This window comes from Frigoribacterium sp. PhB116 (assembly GCF_004364285.1).
Lineage (GTDB): Bacteria > Actinomycetota > Actinomycetes > Actinomycetales > Microbacteriaceae > Frigoribacterium.
The window spans coordinates 181,455-198,560 of the sequence record NZ_SOBE01000001.1 but is presented as its reverse complement, the minus strand read 5'-3'; the positions used below and the strand labels follow the sequence as shown (position 1 = coordinate 198,560).

The window sequence follows — 17,106 nt, the reverse complement described above, 5'->3', positions numbered from 1 at the left end:
CTGATCCCCATCCATCTCGACCTGGCACCGGGGAAGGTGCGCCAGGGCGGACGGCTGGGAGTCAGGGCCGAGGAGCTAGAAGAGCCCGGGGATCACCTCCTCCGTGGTGTTCGCGAACGCGGCCTCCTGGGCCTCGTAGTAGGTGTTCCACGCGTCCGTGGCCCAGATCTCGGCACGGTTGCCCGCGCCGATGACCGTGAGGTCGCGACCCAGGCCCGCGTAGTCCCGCAGCTGGGACGGGATCGTGACGCGGTTCTGCTTGTCGGGGACGTCGTCGCTGGCGCCGGAGAGGAACAGGCGCATGTAGTCGCGCCCCTCCTTGCTCGTGATCGGCGCCTGCCGGATGCGCGTGTGCATGTCCTCGAACTCGGCCTGGCTGAACACGTAGACGCAGCGCTCTTGACCGCGGGTCATGACGAGGCCGGAGGCCAGCTCGTCACGGAACTTCGCGGGGAGGATGATCCGGCCCTTCTCGTCGAGCTTGGGCGAGTAGGTGCCGAGGAACATGCGCCTCGCCCCCCTTCGCCCCGCACCCCGTTCGTGGCACGTGCCTCCACTTTACTCCACAATCCCCCACCCGGATAGGCGAGATGGGGTCGAAGTCGTGCTGGCCCCTCCCGGATCCGCTCCAGTTCGGGGGTCACGGCGGTGGAGGAGAAGGGAAGGACGAGGGGGCGACAGACCATGAGCCGGGCCGAGGACACGTGCGGGCACCGGCAAGGAACCCCGGGTGGAGGCGCGAGGAGGCCCCGGGCGCACGAGAAAGGGGCCGGCCCGGAGGCCGACCCCTGAGGTCGTGGTGCGAAGTGGAGGACTAGGAGCGGTCGCCGTCCTGGCGGCGCTCCCAGCGGTCGTTGAGCCGGTCCATCATGCTGCCGCTGCGCGCGGGGCGTGAGGCTGACGGACGAGCGGAGCCGGGAGCGGACGACGCGGCGGAGGGACGAGCCTGCGAGCCACGACGAGGAGGCGCCATCGCGAAGACGGCACCGGCCACGAGGAGCACGAAGCCAGCCACGCCGACGAGGGGGCCCACCGGAGGAGTCCGGATGATGACGCCGGTGACGATGACCGCGATGCCGACGAGAGCCGCGAGCACGCCGATGACGACCATCGTGTAGTTCGGGCGCCCACGGCGCCCGCCGACCGTCGCCACGAAGTCGGAGTCGTTGCTGTAGAGGCTCCGCTCCATCTCTTCGAGGAGTCGTTGCTCCTGTTCGGAAAGTGGCATCTCTTTGTTCCCTTCGAGCACAGGCCCCGCGGCCTCGGGATCACCGCGTGTGGATACGGGCGAGTGTATGCCCGGGCGCTGTGGCTAGGCTAGGCAGCGTGGCTGAGAGTACGCGGTTAGTGGACGTCGTTCAAGAGCGCATCGATCGGTTCCTCGACGACCGCCGACCGGCCCTCCGGGGCATCGCCGACGACCTCTCCCCCTTCGCCGGTTTCTCCAGCGACCTGCTCCGCGGCGGCAAGCGCTTCCGGGCCCTGTTCTGCTACTGGGGCTGGCAGTCCGTCGCCGGCCGTGACGCCGGGTTCGACCCGCTCGGGACGACCGTCGACCAGCGCTCCCTCGACGCCGTGATGACCGCCTCCGTCGGGCTCGAGTTCTTCCACGCGGCCGCGCTCGTGCACGACGACATCATGGACAACTCCGACACCCGTCGCGGGCGTCCCGCCGCGCACCGCCGGTTCGAGGCCCTGCACCGCGAGGGCGGGTGGCTCGGCTCCGCGTCCGGCTTCGGCACGTCGGCGGCCTTGCTCATGGGCGACCTCCTCCTCGCGTGGAGCGACGAGCAGATCAGCGAGGCCCTCGACGCCCTCGAGTCCCGGGGCGCCGCCCTCTCGGCTCGGCGCGAGTTCAACCGCATGCGCACCGAGGTCACCGTGGGCCAGTACCTCGACATCCTCGAGGAGAACGCCTGGCGCAGCGTGCCCGACGTCGACCTGCTGCCCCGGGCCCAGAGGGTCATCGTCTACAAGTCCGCGAAGTACAGCGTCGAGGCACCGCTCACCATCGGGGCGGCCATGGCCGGCGGCTCCGAGTCCGAGCTCGAGTCGCTGCGGCGCTTCGGGCTCCCCCTCGGCATCGCCTACCAGCTCCGCGACGACCTGCTGGGCGTCTTCGGCGACCCCGAGGTGACCGGCAAGCCCGCCGGCGACGACCTCCGCGAGGGCAAGCGCACCGTCCTCGTGGCGACGGCCCGCCGGGCGCTGCCGCCGAGCTCCGTCCGCCTGCTCGACGAGCTGCTGGGCGATCCCGACCTCGACGACGACCAGATCGGCGTGCTGCAGGCGACGCTGAGGGAGTCGGGGGCCGTGGAAGCGGTCGAGCAGTCGATCACCGACCAGGTCGAGCGCGCCGTGACCGCCCTCGACGGGGCGGATCTCGCACCCTCGGCCCGGGCCCAGCTCACGCGGCTCGCCGACACGGTGACGAAGCGCACCTACTAGCCCCGGGGCCACCGTCCTCCGGCTGCCCCCGAACTGACGGGAGTCGGCTCAGAGGAGGCTCTGCGCCACCCGACGGACCTCGGCCTTGCGCCCCGCGCGCAGAGCCTCGACCGGAGAGACGCCGAGGCTGTCCTCGACCGAGAGCATCCAGTCGAGCGCCTCGTCGTCGGTGAACCCGTTGTCCGAGAGGACGGTGGCGGTGCCCCGGAGCTCGTGCATGGGCTCGCCGTCGACCAGGAACACCGCCGGGGTGACGACGACGCCGTCCACCCGCGTGGAGATCAGGACGTGGTCCTCGAAGAGCCGGTGGACACGGCTGACGCTGAGGCCGAGCATCTCGACGAGGTCGGGCACCGCCAACCACTCGGTGTCGTCGAACCAGGGCTGCTGAGAGAGATCGGTCACGGGTCCACCTTGCCACGGCCGAACGCCGATCCGTGTCCTGCCTCGTTGCCCGCGTCACTCTCGTCACACGAGCCACAAGAGCCCCGCGTGTCACAGCAACCACATGGACCTCACTCGTAGCACTGGCCACTGTGATTGACACGGGTCTCCACCTGTGCCAACTTGGCACCACGAGACACGCCGTCGCGGATCAGGTTGTCGACGTGTCGGACGCCACGACCCGAGGATCACCTCCATGAACGACAGCAGCTCGGACCGCGCCCTCGACCTCGACGGGACCCCCGACGCACCCCGCGCCACACGGCTGCCCGGTGCCGCCTTCGGCCGCGGGGCCCTCGACGCCGACGGACGGGGGGCTCGTTCACGTGCCGCTCGTTCCATGCTCCAGACGGTGCCCATCATGCTCGTCGGCTCGATGGCGCTCAGCCTCGGCATGACCGGCCCCGTCGCGTCGGTCGCCCACGACCAGCAGCCCACGAAGAAGCCGCACGCCGCCCCGCGCCCGATCGCGCTGCCGCCGACGGCAGCCGCTCCGGCCCCGGAGTCGACTGCCGCGACGGTCGACGTCGCCGCAGCGTCGAGCACGGTCCTGGCCCCGTCGACCTACACCGTCGCCTCGGGCGACACGGTCGCCAGCATCGCCGCGTCATTCGGGCTCAGCACCGCCTCCGTGCTCGCGCTCAACGGGCTCAGCTGGAAGTCGACCATCTTCCCCGGCCAGACGCTCAGCCTCGTCGCGTCCTCGCCCGCTCCCGCCGCGCCGACCAGCGCGCCCCGGGCCGCCGCGGCCGGCAGCTACACCATCGCGCGCGGCGACACGCTCAGCTCGATCGCCGGCGCGCACGGGGTGAGCACCGCCTCCCTGCTCGGGGCGAACGGCCTCAGCTGGTCGAGCATCATCTACCCGGGCCAGGTGCTCTCCCTGCCCGGCGGGGCATCCCAGGCCGCGGCGCCGGCCTCGCAGAGGGCCGCCGCGCCGACCCCCGCGGCGACCGCCGGCCACGTCATCAGGAGCGGCGAGACCATCGCCTCCATCGCGAGGCAGACCGGCACGACGGTCCAGGCGCTCCTCGCGGCCAACGGGCTGAGCATGACGAGCACGATCTACGCGGGGCGCACCCTCGTCGTCCCCGGCGCCTCGTCGCCTGCCGCCGCGCCCACGACGGTCGCGGCCACCACCTCCGTGGCCCCGCTGACGACGGGCACCACGCTCACCGCCGAGCAGCAGGAGAACGCTCGCGTGATCATCCGCGTCGGGCGCGAGCTGGGCGTGGGAGACCAGGCCATCGTCGTGGCCCTGGCCGCGGCGGCACAGGAGTCGAGCCTGAGGAACATCCACCACGGCGACCGCGACTCGCTCGGCCTGTTCCAGCAGCGCCCGAGCACGGGCTGGGGCACCCCCGCGCAGCTCACGGACGCCGCGCACGCGACGAAGCTCTTCTTCGGGGGACGGACGAACCCGAACGTCGGCAAGACCCGCGGCCTGCTCGACGTCCGGGGCTGGTCCTCGATGTCGCTGACGGACGCCGCCCAGGCGGTCCAGCTCTCGGCCCACCCCACGGCCTACGCCAAGTGGGAGGCACCGGCACGCACGTGGCTCAGCACCCTGGGCTGAGCCGTCCGTGCCACCACCGCGGCGACGTCGGCGGCACCCTCGTTCGACACTCGCCGGTGAGCCGCGTCGGCCACCGGCGCGCCGACTCGTAAGATCGCCTCGATGAGCGCGAACCAGACTGACCCGATGATCGGCCGGCTCATCGACGACCGGTACCAGGTCCGCTCGCGCATCGCCCGGGGCGGCATGGCCACCGTGTACCTGGCCACCGACCTCCGGCTCGAACGCCGGGTCGCGATCAAGATCATGCACGGCCACCTGGCGGACGACGCCTCCTTCAAGGAGCGCTTCATCCAGGAGGCGCGCTCGGCAGCGAGGCTCGCCCACCCCAACGTCGTCAACGTCTTCGACCAGGGCCAGGACGACGACAGCGCCTACCTCGTCATGGAGTACCTGCCCGGCATCACGCTGCGCGAGCTGCTGCAGGACCACAAGGTCCTCACGAGCGAGCAGGCCATGGACATCCTGGAGGCGGTGCTCGCCGGCCTCGCCGCCGCCCACCGCGCCGGCATCGTCCACCGCGACCTCAAGCCCGAGAACGTCCTGCTCGCCGACGACGGCCGGATCAAGATCGGCGACTTCGGCCTCGCCCGCGCCGCGACCGCGAACACCGCGACCGGCGCTGCCCTGCTCGGCACGATCGCCTACCTCTCCCCCGAGCTCGTCACCCGTGGCGTGGCCGACACCCGCAGCGACATCTACGCGCTCGGCATCATGCTCTACGAGATGCTCACCGGCGAGCAGCCCTACAAGGGCGAGCAGCCGATGCAGATCGCGTACCAGCACGCGAACGACACGGTCCCCGCGCCCAGCTCGGCGAATCCGTCGGTCCCCGCCGAGCTCGACGAGCTCGTCCTGTGGGCCACGGCACGCGACCCGGAGCACCGCCCCCGCGACGCCCGGGCGATGCTCGACCAGCTCATCGACGTCCAGCGCGTCCTCGCCGACCCGTCCGGCGCTCCCCTCGGCCGCACCATGGTCCTCCCCCCGGCCTCCGCGACGATGGTCCTCCCGCGAGGCGGCACCGGCGAGACGCAGGCGCTCCCCAAGGCACGCCACCGGACCGGACCGGTAGGACCGGCGGCCGTCGACACGGTCGCCGAGCTCAGCGACGTGGCCCGGAGACGACGGCGACGGGGCTTCGTGTGGATCGCTCTCGTCCTCGTGCTCGCCGTGGTCGGCGGCGGCGCGGGCTGGTGGTTCGGCGCGGGCCCGGGCAGCCAGGTGGCCGTCCCCGACGTGGCCGGCCAAGACCCCGCCGCCGCCTCGTCCGTCCTCGAGGCGGCCGAGTTCGTCGTCGCCGAGCAGAACGCAGCCGACTTCTCGGTCGAGGTGCCCACCGGACAGGTGATCGGGACGGACCCCGGTCCGTCCTCACGCCTCCAGAAGGGCTCGACCGTCACGCTGGTCGTCTCGCAGGGTCCGCAGCCGCTCGACCTGCCCGCCGTCGTGGGACAGACCGAGGACTCGGCCCGCGCCTCCTTGTCGTCCTTCGCCGTCCAGGACAGCACGACGCAGTTCGACGCCGCCGACCCCGGCACCGTGCTCGCCGTCTCGGGGGTCGACTCCGCGGGCACGGCCGTCGACCTGGCCGGCGCGGCCCAGTACGGCGAGCAGCAGCCCGTCACGCTGACCGTCTCCCTCGGCCCCGTCCCGGACGTGGTCGGCCAGTCGGTCGAGGACGCCCAGGCGACGCTCCAGGACGTGGGCCTCACGGGCGTCGAGGCCGGAACGGAGTTCAGCGACGACGTCGACGAGGGCGCCGTGATCCGTGCCGACCAGCAGCAGGACGGCCCGATCCGGCCCGGCGCCTCCCTCGACCTCGTCGTCTCGGGGGGGCCTCCGCCCGTCACCGTGCCCGACGTCACCGGCAAGACCATCGACCAGGCCACGGCCCAGCTGCAGGCCCTCGGCCTGCGGGTCAGCTACGACCGGTGCACGAACTTCACCTGCGCGTTCTTCGACTGGGAGGCGAGCCTCACCGTCGTCTCGACGGACCCCGTCCCGGGAGCCACCGCGCCCCGGGGATCGACGGTCAGGCTCTCCTACCGCGTCGAGTGACCACCGCGCGCCCGCCCTGGGCCGCGCCCCGTCACGACGACGGGCCCGCCTCCTGTGGGAGGCGGGCCCGGCGACGTGGCCGTTCGGCGAGACGAGGAGGCGCGGCCTAGTTCGCCGCCAGTTCCTCCGCGACGAGGAACGCGAGCTCGAGCGACTGCATGTGGTTCAGCCGCGGGTCGCAGAGCGACTCGTACCGCGTCGCGAGCGTGGCCTCGTCGATGTGCTCGGAGCCGCCCAGGCACTCGGTCACGTCGTCGCCGGTCAGCTCGATGTGGATGCCGCCGGGGTGGGTGCCCGCGGCGCGGTGCGCCTCGAAGAAGCCCTTGACCTCGTCCATGATCTCCTCGAAGCGGCGGGTCTTGTAGCCCGTCGGCGTCGTGAGGCCGTTGCCGTGCATCGGGTCGCTGACCCAGAGCGGAGTCGCGTCGGCGCCCTTGATGGCCTCGAGCAGAGGCGGCAACGACTCGCGGATCTTGCCGGCGCCCATGCGCGTGATGAACGTCAGACGGCCGGGCTCGCGGTCGGGGTCGAGCACGTCGATGAGGCGGAGCATGTCGTCCGGCGTGGTCGACGGGCCGAGCTTGACGCCGATGGGGTTGCGGACCCGCGAGAGGAAGTCGACGTGGGCGCCGTCGAGGTCACGGGTGCGCTCCCCGATCCAGACGAAGTGCGACGACAGGACGTAGGGGTCGCCCGTGCGCGAGTCGATCCGCGTCATCGGCCGCTCGTAGTCCATCAGCAGGCCCTCGTGGCTGGTGTAGAACTCGACGCGCTTGAGCTCGTCGAAGTCCGCGCCGGCCGCCTCCATGAAGCGGATGGCCTTGTCGATCTCCTTCGCGAGGTGCTCGTAGGCGGCGTTGGCCGGGTTCGAGGCGAAGCCGCGGTTCCAGCTGTGCACCTGGCGGAGGTCGGCGAAGCCGCCCTGCGTGAACGCGCGGATCAGGTTGATCGTCGACGCGGAGGTGTGGTACCCCTTCACGAGCCGGGCAGGGTCGGCCCGTCGGGACTCGGGCGTGAAGTCGTAGCCGTTGACGATGTCGCCCCGGTAGGCGGGGAGGGTCACGCCGTCACGGGTCTCGGAGTCGCTCGAGCGGGGCTTGGCGAACTGGCCCGCCATGCGGCCCATCTTGATGACCGGCACGGAGGCGCCGTACGTGAGCACCACGGCCATCTGCAGGATGGTCTTGACGCGGTCGCGGATCTGGTCGGCGGTGGCGCCGGCGAACGTCTCGGCACAGTCGCCGCCCTGCAGCAGGAACGCGTCGCCGCGGGCCGCCGCGGCCAGCCGCTCGCGGAGGGTGTCGACCTCGCCCGCGAAGACGAGGGGCGGCAGCGCGGCGATCTCGGCCGACGCGGCCTGGACCGCGGAGGGATCGGGCCACGCGGGCTGCTGCTTGATCGGGAGCGTGCGCCAGTAGTCGAGTCCGTCGATCACGTCGGTGGTGGAGGCGTCGGTGACGACGCCCGCGGACGGTTCGGCGATGGGGACCACGGTCTTCCTTGCAGCTAGGACGGGCCAGGGACCGATCGATCCCGGCGGTCGAGCCTACCGCGCGGAGGCGACGCGCTTCTCCTTGACCGACGAGGCGTAGACGTCGGCGTACTCCTGGCCGCTCAGGGCGCCGAGCTCGTACATGATCTCGTCGGTGATGGACCGGAGGATGAACCGGTCGCCCTCCATCCCCTCGAACCGGCTGAAGTCGAGGGGCTCGCCGAAGACGATGCCGACCCGGCGGATCTTCGGGATCTTCGTGCCGGTCTTCATGACCTTCTCGGTGTCGATCATGGCGACCGGCACGACGGGGACGTGCCCCTCGAGGATCATGCGCGCGACGCCCGTGCGGCCGCGGTAGAGCTTGCCGTCGGGGCTGCGGGTGCCCTCGGGGTAGATGCCGAGCTGCTCACCGCGGCCCAGGACCGACAGGCCCGTCGCGAGCGACGCCTCCGAGGCCTTGCCGCCCGATCGGTCGATGGACAGCTGACCGGTGGCGGTGAAGAAGAGGCGCATGGCCCAGCCCTTGAGGCCCGACCCCGTGAAGTAGTCGCTCTTGGCCAGGAACGAGATGCGGCGCTCGAGCGCGAGCGGCAGGAAGATCGAGTCGACGAACGACAGGTGGTTGCTGGCGAAGATGACGGCCCCGGACGCCGGGACGTTCTCGAGCCCGCGGACCCACGGACGGAACACCGTGAGCATGAGGGGGCTCGCCACCATCGTCTTCAAGAACCAGTAGAGCATCGGGGCCCCTCCCTCGTCGGCGGTCGGAGTCTAGCGAGTGGACGCGTGCAGCCGGGCGAGGTCGGCGGCGCCGACGACGCCGGCGTCGTTGACCAACTCGGCTATGACGAAGTCGGGCTCCGGGTGGAACCCGCGGGCCGGCAGGTGCTCGTGGAACGCCTTGCGGACGGGGGCGAGGAGGAGCTCGCCCGACTGCGCGACTCCCCCGCCGAAGACGAAGACCTGCGGGTCGAGGATGGCGGCGAGCGAGGCCGCGGCCTGGCCGAGCCAGGTGCCCAGCTGACGGAGCGCCTCGAGGGCACCGGCGTCGCCCGCCTGCATCAGCGCGGCCACGTCGTGTCCCGTGAGCTCGCCCTTCTCGGCACGCACCGCCGCCAGCGCCGACCCGACGCCGCCGAGGTCGGCCACCTCGCCCGCCATGCGCAGCAGGGCACGTCCCGAGCCGTACTGCTCGATGCAGCCGCGGGCACCGCAGCCACAGGGCAGGCCGCCGGGGACTATGCGCATGTGGCCGAGCTCGCCGCCGGTGCCGAAGCCGCCGCGGAGCAGGCGGTCCTGGGCGACGACGGCGCCGCCGACGCCCGTGCCGATGGTGAGCATGGTCATGTCGCTCGCGAGGCGGCCGGCGCCGAACCGGAACTCGGCCCAGCCCGCGGCGTTCGCGTCGTTGTCGATCGTGATGTGCAGGTCGAGCTGCTCGGACAGCCGTGCCCTGAGCGGCTCGTTCCGCCACGGGATGTTCGGCGTGTAGTACACGACCGACTGCGAGGCGTCGATGAAGCCGGGGGCCGCGACCCCTGCCGCCACGACGTCGGGATGCCGCGCCTGGAGGCCCTTCACCATCGCGACGACGGCGTCGACGATCGCGCCGGCGTCGCCGGCGGGGGTCGGGACTCGCTCTTCGGCGACGATCTCGCCCAGCTCGGTGACGACCCCGCCTGCGATCTTCGTCCCGCCGATGTCAATGCCTATTGCCTGCACGAGCGACGAGTCTATCCTCGGGCCGTCTCCTGTCGTTCCACGACGCCCGCAGGTCGTCCCGGGACGGACGCAGGGGCCCCCGCTAAGCTCGTCGGACCCTGCCGGTGCCGAAGGAGCTGCCGTGAACGAACACACCGTCCCCCTCGTGGTCCCTGCCGACCCGACCGCCAACGCGACAGACCTGCTCGTGGAGCGGGCGGCGACGACGCCGAACGAGCCGTTGTTCTCCGTGCCCGACGGCACGGGAGGCTGGACCGACGTCACCGCCGCCGAGTTCGCCGCCCGGGTGCGCGAGGTCGCCAAGGGCCTCATCGCCGCCGGCATCCAGCCCGGCGACGTGGTGGGCCTGATGAGCCGCACCCGCTACGAGTGGACGCTCGTCGACTTCGCGGTCTGGTTCGCCGGCGCGCTGCTCGTGCCCGTCTACGAGACGTCGTCGCCGAGCCAGGTGCACTGGAACCTCAGCGACTCAGGCGCCGTGGCCGTGATCGTCGAGACGCCGGACCACTTCGCACGGTTCGACGAGGTGCACCCCGAGCTGCCGGACGTCGCCCACGTCTGGCAGATCGACCTCGGCGACCTCGAGAAGCTGGCGCGCTCCGGGCGGGGCGTGTCGGACGACGAGCTCGAGCGCCGCCGCACGCTGGCGAACGGGGACGACCTCGCCACCATCATCTACACGTCGGGCACCACGGGCCGCCCCAAGGGCTGCATGCTGACGCACGCCAACTTCGTCGAGACCAGCCGCAACGCCGCGGTGGCCATGGGCGACGTCGTGGCGCCGGGCTCGTCGACCCTGCTGTTCATCACGACGGCCCACGTCTTCGCCCGTTTCATCGCGGTGATGTCGGTGCACGCGGGGGTCAAGGTGGGCCACCAGGCCGACACCAAGCAGCTCCTGCCGTCGCTCGCCTCCTTCCGCCCCTCGTTCCTGCTCGCGGTGCCGCGGGTGTTCGAGAAGGTCTACAACTCCGCTGAGCAGAAGGCCGAGGCCTCGGGCAAGGGCGGCATCTTCCGTCAGGCCGTCGCGGTGGCCATCGCGCACTCCAAGGCCCTCGACGAGGGGACGGTGCCCGTCGGCCTGCGCCTGCGCTTCGCCCTCTTCGACCGGCTCGTGTACCGCAAGCTGAAGAAGGCGATGGGCGGGAACATCCGCTACGCCGTCTCGGGCTCGGCCCCGCTCGGCACCCGCCTCGGCCATTTCTTCCGCAGCCTCGACATCCGCATCCTCGAGGGCTACGGCCTGACCGAGACCACGGCGCCGGCCTCGGTGAACCTCGTGTCGCGGTTCAAGATCGGCACCGTCGGGCCGGCGCTCCCGGGCGTCTCGCTGCGGATCGACGACGACGGCGAGGTGCTGGTCAAGGGCGAGAACGTCTTCGCGGGCTACTGGAGGAACGAGGAGGAGACGGCCGCGGTCATGCAGGACGGCTGGTTCCGCACCGGCGACCTCGGCAGCCTCGACTCCGACGGCTACCTCACCATCACGGGTCGGAAGAAGGAGATCATCGTCACCGCCGGGGGCAAGAACGTCGCCCCCGCCGTGCTCGAGGACCCGATCCGCGCGAACCCCCTCGTCGCCCAGGTCGTCGTGGTGGGCGACCAGCGTCCGTTCATCTCGGCGCTCGTCACCCTCGACACCGAGATGCTGCCGGTCTGGCTCAACAACGCGGGCGAGGCCGCGGACATGCCGCTCGCGGAGGCTGCCGAGCACCCCGCCGTGCTGGCCGAGGTGCAGAGGGCGGTCGACCTCGCGAACGAGGCGGTCTCCCGGGCGGAGTCGATCCGCAAGTTCGTCGTGCTGCCGATCGAGCTGACCGAGGCCAGCGGGCACCTGACGCCGAAGATGAGCGTCAAGCGCGCCGTCGTCGTCGAGGACTTCGCCGGACAGATCGCCGACCTCTATTCCGTCTACCCCAACACGGAGTCGGTCAGGACCGTCTCGTCCGCGGACAAGCCGGGGCCGACCGCCTGACCGTGCCCGGCCCCGGTACCGGCGGCGCCCAGGGCGCCGCCGGTCGAGGTCCGGTCAGGCCCGCCACCAGTCGCTGGCCCGGATCTGCCGCAGGGCGTCGCGGCGGGTCTCGGTCTCGAGGGTCATGACGTAGAGGGTGCCGGCGAGGTGGTCCGTCTCGTGCTGGAGCGCCTGCGCCATGAGCCCGTCCCCCTCGAGCACGACCGGCTCGCCGTCGAGGTCGATGCCCTCGACGCGGGCCCGGGACCATCGCGGGGTCGGGAACCAGAAGCCCGGCACGGAGAGGCAGCCCTCCTCCACCAGCTCCTTCTCGCCCGAGAGCTCGGTGATCTCGGGGTTCAGGACGTAGCCGACCTCGCCGTCGACGTTGTAGCTGAAGGCCCTCAGGCCGACACCGATCTGGGGAGCGGCCACGCCAGCGCGACCGGGCTCGCGCACGGTGTCGAGGAGGTCGTCGACGAGCGAAGCCAGTCGGGCGTCGCCCACGCGGACGGGGTCGGAGGGCGACCGGAGAACCGGGTCGCCGAAGAGTCGGATGGGGCGGACGCTCACGACGAGCACCTCCTGGGGAAGGAACGGGGACGGGGCTCGGAGCCACCGGAGACGAGGGAGCCTGCCGGGATCGCCCGTCGGGCGACGTGGCGTGCAGGTGCTTCAAGAATAGTGACGGTATCGTCGTCGTCGTGCATGTACTCAGCGTCAGTTCTCTCAAAGGCGGCGTCGGCAAGACGACCGTGACGCTCGGACTCACGTCGGCGGCCTTCGCCAAGGGCCTCAGGACCCTGGTGGTCGACCTCGACCCGCAGTCCGACGTCTCGACCGGCCTCGACATCACCGTCGCGGGGCACCTCAACGTCGCCGACGTCCTGGCGTCGCCGAAGGAGAAGACGGTCCGGGCCGCGATCGCCCCCAGCGGCTGGACCAAGGGACGCACGGGAAAGATCGACGTCATGATCGGCAGCCCCTCGGCCATCAACTTCGACGGCCCGCACCCGTCGATCCGCGACATCTGGAAGCTCGAGGAGGCGCTCGCCAACGTCGAGGCCGACTACGACCTCGTCCTCATCGACTGCGCCCCGTCCCTGAACGCCCTGACGCGCACCGCCTGGGCCGCCTCCGACCGCGTCACCGTGGTCACCGAGCCCGGTCTCTTCAGCGTCGCCGCGGCGGACCGAGCCCTGCGGGCGATCGAGGAGATCCGCCGCGGCCTCTCCCCTCGGCTGCAGCCGCTGGGCATCATCGTCAACCGTGCCCGCGTCCAGTCGATCGAGCACCAGTTCCGCATCAAGGAGCTCCGGGACATGTTCGGGCCCCTCGTGCTGAGCCCGCAGCTGCCCGAGCGCACGTCGCTGCAGCAGGCGCAGGGCGCCGCGAAGCCCCTGCACGTGTGGCCGGGCGAGAGCGCACAGGAGATGGCGCGCAACTTCGACCAGCTGCTCGAGCGCATCATGCGCACCGCGAAGATCGGCGACTACGCCGAACCTGCCGCGCGCTGAGGTCAGTCCCCCCTCCACACGCCAGCTGACGCACGCCCGCTGGCGTGCGCTCCTGACGCGTGTCTGCCGGTCCCGTAGCCACGTGCACCGCTGCCGCGGTCAGGATGGGCCCGCAGGCGGATCACAGGATGCGGGTGCCCTCGGGCGCTGTGTCGTTCACGCGGGGGTGCCTCCCGAGTCGCGCGGACCGCGCTCCCGTGGAGGCTGACCGTGGCGGGTCAGCTGGCGCGGTCGCCTCGGCGGGCCGCCAGCTCGTCGGAGGGATCGGCCGCAGGGGTGCTGTCGAGCTCGACGAGGCTCGTCTCGACCTCGCGGAGGACCTTGCCGACGGCGATGCCGAAGACGCCCTGACCGCGGCTCACGAGGTCGATGACCTCGTCGTCGGACGTGCAGAGGTAGACGCTGGCGCCGTCGCTCATGAGCGTGGTCTGTGCCAGGTCGCTGACCCCCGCCTCCCTCAGCTGGTTCACGGCCGTGCGGATCTGCTGGAGGGAGATGCCGGTGTCGAGCAGCCGCTTCACGAGCTTGAGCACGAGGATGTCGCGGAAGCCGTAGAGCCGCTGCGAGCCCGAGCCGGCGGCGCTGCGGATGGTGGGCTCGACGAGGCCGGTCCGGGCCCAGTAGTCGAGCTGGCGGTAGCTGATGCCAGCGGCGCGGGCGGCGACGGTGCCTCGGTAGCCGCTGTCGGCGTCGAGCTCGGGCATGCCGTCCGTGAAGAGCAGGCCCCGCTCGTAGCGGGATCCCTCAGGGGAACCTGACTCGTTCATGCAGTTGCCTTCCACGTCGCGATCTGACCCGAAACATTCAACACCGGGTTGATGGTTCGACCTGGTCCCACGGTACCCACATCGAGGTCTCGTCGAGGCGACATCCGCGTCGAGGAGTCGGCGTGTCGAGGATATTCGTCGCCGGCCCCGCCGTCTACGTGTCGAGGCGGTCGAGGGCCGAGCGGATGAGCGAGGTGCGGACGACCTCGAGCTGCCCGGCCAGCTCTCGCGAGAGCTCGGCGACCCGTGCCCGACCGGCCGGGTCACGACGACGCGCGACCGAGGCGAGCGCGCTCTCGATGAGGCTGAGCTCGCGCTCGGCGGCCGCTCGGAAGCTGCGCAGGTGACGGGGCTCGATGCCCGAGCGGCCGAGCTCGACCAGGGCGGCCAGCACGGCCAGGGGCTCGTCGCCGTAGGTCTCGGACGGCGAGATCAGCGACGACGCGATCGCGTCGTCGAGCAGGGCCGAGGAGGCGCCCGTCTCGCGGAGCAGGTCGGCACGGGAGAACCGGCGCACGGTCGAGAGCATCGACACCGGAGCCGAACCGGTCGGGAGGGTGGACGGCCGTCCGGCGTCGAGGTCGTCGAGGTGCTGACGGATGACCTTGAGGGGCAGGTAGTGGTCGCGCTGAAGGCCGAGGATGAAGCGCAGGCGCTCGACGTCGGCGGACGAGAACTTCCGGTAGCCCGACGCGGTGCGCACGGGCGTGACCAGCTGACGTTCTTCGAGGAAGCGCAGCTTGCTGTTGCTCAGGTCGGGGAACTCGGGCTTGAGACGCGCCAGGACCTGCCCGATCGTCAACAGGTCGGCCGACCCGGTCGGCGACGACCGGGCGGCGGCGGAGCCGGGCACTACTGGAGGGCCAGGGTGGCCAGGTCGACGCGCGACGCGTAGAAGGTGAGGCGGAACTTGCCGACCTGCACCTCGGCGCCGTCGCTGAGCAGGGCCTCGTCGATGCGGACGCCGTCGAAGTACGTGCCGTTGAGCGACCCGAGGTCGTTGACCGTGAAGGTCGTGCCTGACCGCCGGAACTCGGCGTGCTTGCGGCTGACCGTGACGTCGTCGAGGAAGATGCCCGCGTCGGGGTGCCGGCCGGCCACCGTGACGTCGGAGTCGAGGAGGAACCGGGCGCCGATGTTCGGGCCCCGTCGGACGACGAGGAGGGCGGAACCGGACGGGAGCGCGGCGACCGCCTCGCCCTCGTCGGACGTGGCACCGCCCTGGAGCGCAGCGAGCTGGGCCTGGTACTCCTCGTTGAAGCTGAGGGTGGTGTCGACCTCGCGAGAGGACCCGGGGACGCCCTGCGCGGGGGTGTGCGCCGTGTGTGCGCCGGGGCTGCCCTGGTCGGGGCGGTGCTCGTCGGGCACGTGGTGAACGGGCTCTGCCATCGTGGACCTCCTTCGGGTGACCAGCGTATCGGATCGGCGGCACCGGACGGCAACGCTTTTCGGGGCGGGCCGCCCGGGGACGGACGATCGTCCGCCGAAGGGAGGACACGGCCCGCGGCTGTCGGCGGTCCCTCCGAGAACTCACGACCACCTCCTCGGCGGTTCATAGGGAATCGATCGGCGGACCTCGTTCCATGGTCCTCATCACCTCGACCACCGCCTCAGGAGGCACCCCATGAACGACCGCGAGAGCGACGCCGACCGCACCGCTGACCAGCCGACGCCCGCGACGACGCCGACGCCGACGCCCAGCCCGACCCCGAGCGCGACGCCGACCCCGAGCTCGACGGACCGGGATCCGGCAGAGGCCCGCACGCTCCCCCACGTGACGGGCTCCTCGGACGCACGCTTCGTGTCCGCCGCCGCGGAGGACCCGGCCGCGACGCAGGGCGGCACGGCCGCGTCCGCCCCTTCCCTCCCCTCGGCCTTCGGTCCCCGCCCCCCTCGTCGTCGCCGCCCCGCCCGCTGGGCCCTCGTGACCGGCGCCGCCGCCGTCCTCGTGCTCGGCGTCGGCGGGGCGAGCGTGGGCGCCTGGTCGCTCGGCCACTCCGTCGGCCTCGCCGCCGCGGAGGCACGCCAGCAGACCTACCAGCTCTCGCCCCAGCAGCTGCCCTCGCAGGGCTCGCCGTTCGGCAGCTCGGACGGGTCGTCCTCGGGGGGCCAGCTGCTCCCCGGCCAGGCGCAGGGCGGCACGGGCAGCACCGGCGGCACGGGCGCCTCCGAGTCGTCCGCCACGGCAGCGACCGCGGACGAGACGAAGGGCGTCGTGACGATCGTCAGCACCCTGGACTACGACTCGTCGCACGAGTCGGCCGGCACCGGGATGGTCATGACGGCGGACGGGCTGGTGCTCACGAACAACCACGTGGTGCAGGGCGCGACGAGCATCGAGGTCACCGACGAGACGACCGGGCAGGCCTACACCGCGAAGGTCGTCGGCACCGACGCCACGAACGACGTCGCCGTGCTGCAGCTCGAGGACGCGAGCGGGCTGACGCCCGTGGACTTCGACGCCTCGGGCGACGTGGCCACCGGCGACGCCGTGCACTCGACGGGCAACGCCGGCGGCACCGGGGACCTGGTGACGGCCGAGGGCACGGTGCTCGCGACCGACCAGGCGATCTCCGTCGCCAGCGAGACGGGCAGCGGCACGGAGTCGCTGTCGGGCCTGATCGAGCTGCAGTCGGACGTCGTCTCGGGCGACTCCGGCGGGCCGCTGCGCGACGCCGACGGCGAGGTCGTCGGGATCGTGACCGCCGCCTCCTCGGGCGCCGCTCCGATCACCGGCTACGCCATCCCGATCTCGCACGCGCTGTCGATCGCGAAGCAGATCGTCGCGGGTCAGGGCAGCTCGACGATCCAGATCGGGCTCCCCGCGTTCCTCGGTGCCCAGATCTCGAGCACGGCGACCGGCACCGGGGCAGGCGTCGCGATCGCCGGCACCGTCGAGGGCAGCGCCGCGGAGTCGGCCGGCCTCGTCGCGGGCGACACCGTCACCGCGCTCGACGGCACCGCCGTGGCGGACGCCTCGGCCCTGACCGCGGCCGTCCAGGCGCACGACGCCGGCGACCAGGTGCAGCTGACCTGGACCGACGCGACCGGCACGAGCCACACCGCGACGGTGACCCTCGGCGAGGGCCCCGCGGCCTGACCCCCACGCGTGCGAAGGCCCT

16 protein-coding genes are annotated in these 17,106 nt (G+C 71.9%); 6 read left to right on the top strand and 10 right to left on the bottom strand.

Annotation, left to right across the window (positions count from 1 at the left end):
- Nucleotides 1–75: 75 nt before the first annotated feature.
- Together mraZ and EDF20_RS00845 are read right to left on the bottom strand one after the other, a co-directional pair.
- A complete protein-coding gene (mraZ, locus tag EDF20_RS00850) occupies nucleotides 76–507 on the bottom strand; it encodes a division/cell wall cluster transcriptional repressor MraZ (RefSeq protein WP_123545558.1) in 432 nt (143 codons plus the stop codon).
- Nucleotides 508–814: 307 nt separating this feature from the next.
- A complete protein-coding gene (locus EDF20_RS00845; protein ID WP_133737434.1) occupies nucleotides 815–1,228 on the bottom strand; it encodes a DUF3040 domain-containing protein in 414 nt (137 codons plus the stop codon).
- A 98-nt stretch (nucleotides 1,229–1,326) separates the two neighbouring features.
- Between EDF20_RS00845 and EDF20_RS00840 the strand changes: the two genes are divergently transcribed.
- The gene (locus EDF20_RS00840) at nucleotides 1,327–2,448 is read left to right on the top strand and encodes a polyprenyl synthetase family protein (RefSeq protein WP_133737433.1); all 1,122 of its coding nucleotides are present in this window, start codon (nucleotides 1,327–1,329) and stop codon (nucleotides 2,446–2,448) included.
- Nucleotides 2,449–2,496: 48 nt separating this feature from the next.
- Here the strand turns inward: EDF20_RS00840 and EDF20_RS00835 are convergent, their stop codons facing one another.
- Nucleotides 2,497–2,853, bottom strand: coding sequence for an Rv2175c family DNA-binding protein (locus tag EDF20_RS00835; protein ID WP_347876479.1), 357 nt, complete (start codon nucleotides 2,851–2,853; stop codon nucleotides 2,497–2,499).
- A gap of 235 nt (nucleotides 2,854–3,088) precedes the next feature.
- Between EDF20_RS00835 and EDF20_RS00830 the strand changes: the two genes are divergently transcribed.
- A complete protein-coding gene (locus tag EDF20_RS00830; RefSeq protein WP_233568920.1) occupies nucleotides 3,089–4,468 on the top strand; it encodes a LysM peptidoglycan-binding domain-containing protein in 1,380 nt (459 codons plus the stop codon).
- A 102-nt stretch (nucleotides 4,469–4,570) separates the two neighbouring features.
- Nucleotides 4,571–6,529, top strand: a complete 1,959-nt coding sequence (gene pknB, locus EDF20_RS00825) for a Stk1 family PASTA domain-containing Ser/Thr kinase (RefSeq protein WP_133737432.1) — start codon at nucleotides 4,571–4,573, stop codon at nucleotides 6,527–6,529.
- Nucleotides 6,530–6,635: 106 nt separating this feature from the next.
- Here pknB and EDF20_RS00820 read toward each other — a convergent pair whose 3' ends face one another.
- The 3 genes from EDF20_RS00820 to EDF20_RS00810 form a co-directional block, all read right to left on the bottom strand.
- Nucleotides 6,636–7,964: a 3-deoxy-7-phosphoheptulonate synthase class II gene (locus EDF20_RS00820; RefSeq protein ID WP_123547185.1), complete on the bottom strand. Its 1,329-nt coding sequence runs from the start codon at nucleotides 7,962–7,964 to the stop codon at nucleotides 6,636–6,638.
- A 111-nt stretch (nucleotides 7,965–8,075) separates the two neighbouring features.
- Nucleotides 8,076–8,765 carry a lysophospholipid acyltransferase family protein gene (locus tag EDF20_RS00815; protein WP_123545549.1) on the bottom strand — a complete coding sequence of 230 codons (690 nt, stop codon included), beginning with the start codon at nucleotides 8,763–8,765 and terminating at the stop codon, nucleotides 8,076–8,078.
- 30 nt (nucleotides 8,766–8,795) lie between these two features.
- Nucleotides 8,796–9,746, bottom strand: coding sequence for an ROK family glucokinase (locus tag EDF20_RS00810; protein ID WP_133737431.1), 951 nt, complete (start codon nucleotides 9,744–9,746; stop codon nucleotides 8,796–8,798).
- A gap of 121 nt (nucleotides 9,747–9,867) precedes the next feature.
- Here EDF20_RS00810 and EDF20_RS00805 point away from each other — a divergent pair, with 121 nt between their 5' ends.
- A complete protein-coding gene (locus EDF20_RS00805; protein ID WP_123545545.1) occupies nucleotides 9,868–11,721 on the top strand; it encodes an AMP-dependent synthetase/ligase in 1,854 nt (617 codons plus the stop codon).
- Nucleotides 11,722–11,775: 54 nt separating this feature from the next.
- On the opposite strand, the gene def is transcribed toward EDF20_RS00805, so the two are convergent.
- Nucleotides 11,776–12,273: a peptide deformylase gene (gene def, locus EDF20_RS00800; RefSeq protein ID WP_133737430.1), complete on the bottom strand. Its 498-nt coding sequence runs from the start codon at nucleotides 12,271–12,273 to the stop codon at nucleotides 11,776–11,778.
- A 131-nt stretch (nucleotides 12,274–12,404) separates the two neighbouring features.
- Here def and EDF20_RS00795 point away from each other — a divergent pair, with 131 nt between their 5' ends.
- On the top strand, nucleotides 12,405–13,217 hold the full coding sequence (locus EDF20_RS00795; protein ID WP_123545543.1) for a ParA family protein: 813 nt from the start codon (nucleotides 12,405–12,407) through the stop codon (nucleotides 13,215–13,217).
- A 218-nt stretch (nucleotides 13,218–13,435) separates the two neighbouring features.
- Here EDF20_RS00795 and EDF20_RS00790 read toward each other — a convergent pair whose 3' ends face one another.
- From EDF20_RS00790 to EDF20_RS00780, 3 genes are all read right to left on the bottom strand, one after another.
- Nucleotides 13,436–13,984, bottom strand: coding sequence for a MerR family transcriptional regulator (locus tag EDF20_RS00790; protein ID WP_123545541.1), 549 nt, complete (start codon nucleotides 13,982–13,984; stop codon nucleotides 13,436–13,438).
- A gap of 154 nt (nucleotides 13,985–14,138) precedes the next feature.
- Nucleotides 14,139–14,837, bottom strand: coding sequence for a MerR family transcriptional regulator (locus EDF20_RS00785; protein ID WP_133737429.1), 699 nt, complete (start codon nucleotides 14,835–14,837; stop codon nucleotides 14,139–14,141).
- Complete coding sequence (locus EDF20_RS00780) at nucleotides 14,837–15,373, bottom strand: FHA domain-containing protein (protein ID WP_123545537.1); 537 nt, start codon at nucleotides 15,371–15,373, stop codon at nucleotides 14,837–14,839. Before EDF20_RS00780 ends, EDF20_RS00785 begins: the two co-directional genes overlap by 1 nt.
- Nucleotides 15,374–15,608: 235 nt before the next feature.
- Between EDF20_RS00780 and EDF20_RS00775 the strand changes: the two genes are divergently transcribed.
- On the top strand, nucleotides 15,609–17,084 hold the full coding sequence (locus tag EDF20_RS00775) for a trypsin-like peptidase domain-containing protein (protein WP_123545535.1): 1,476 nt from the start codon (nucleotides 15,609–15,611) through the stop codon (nucleotides 17,082–17,084).
- Nucleotides 17,085–17,106: the final 22 nt, after the last annotated feature.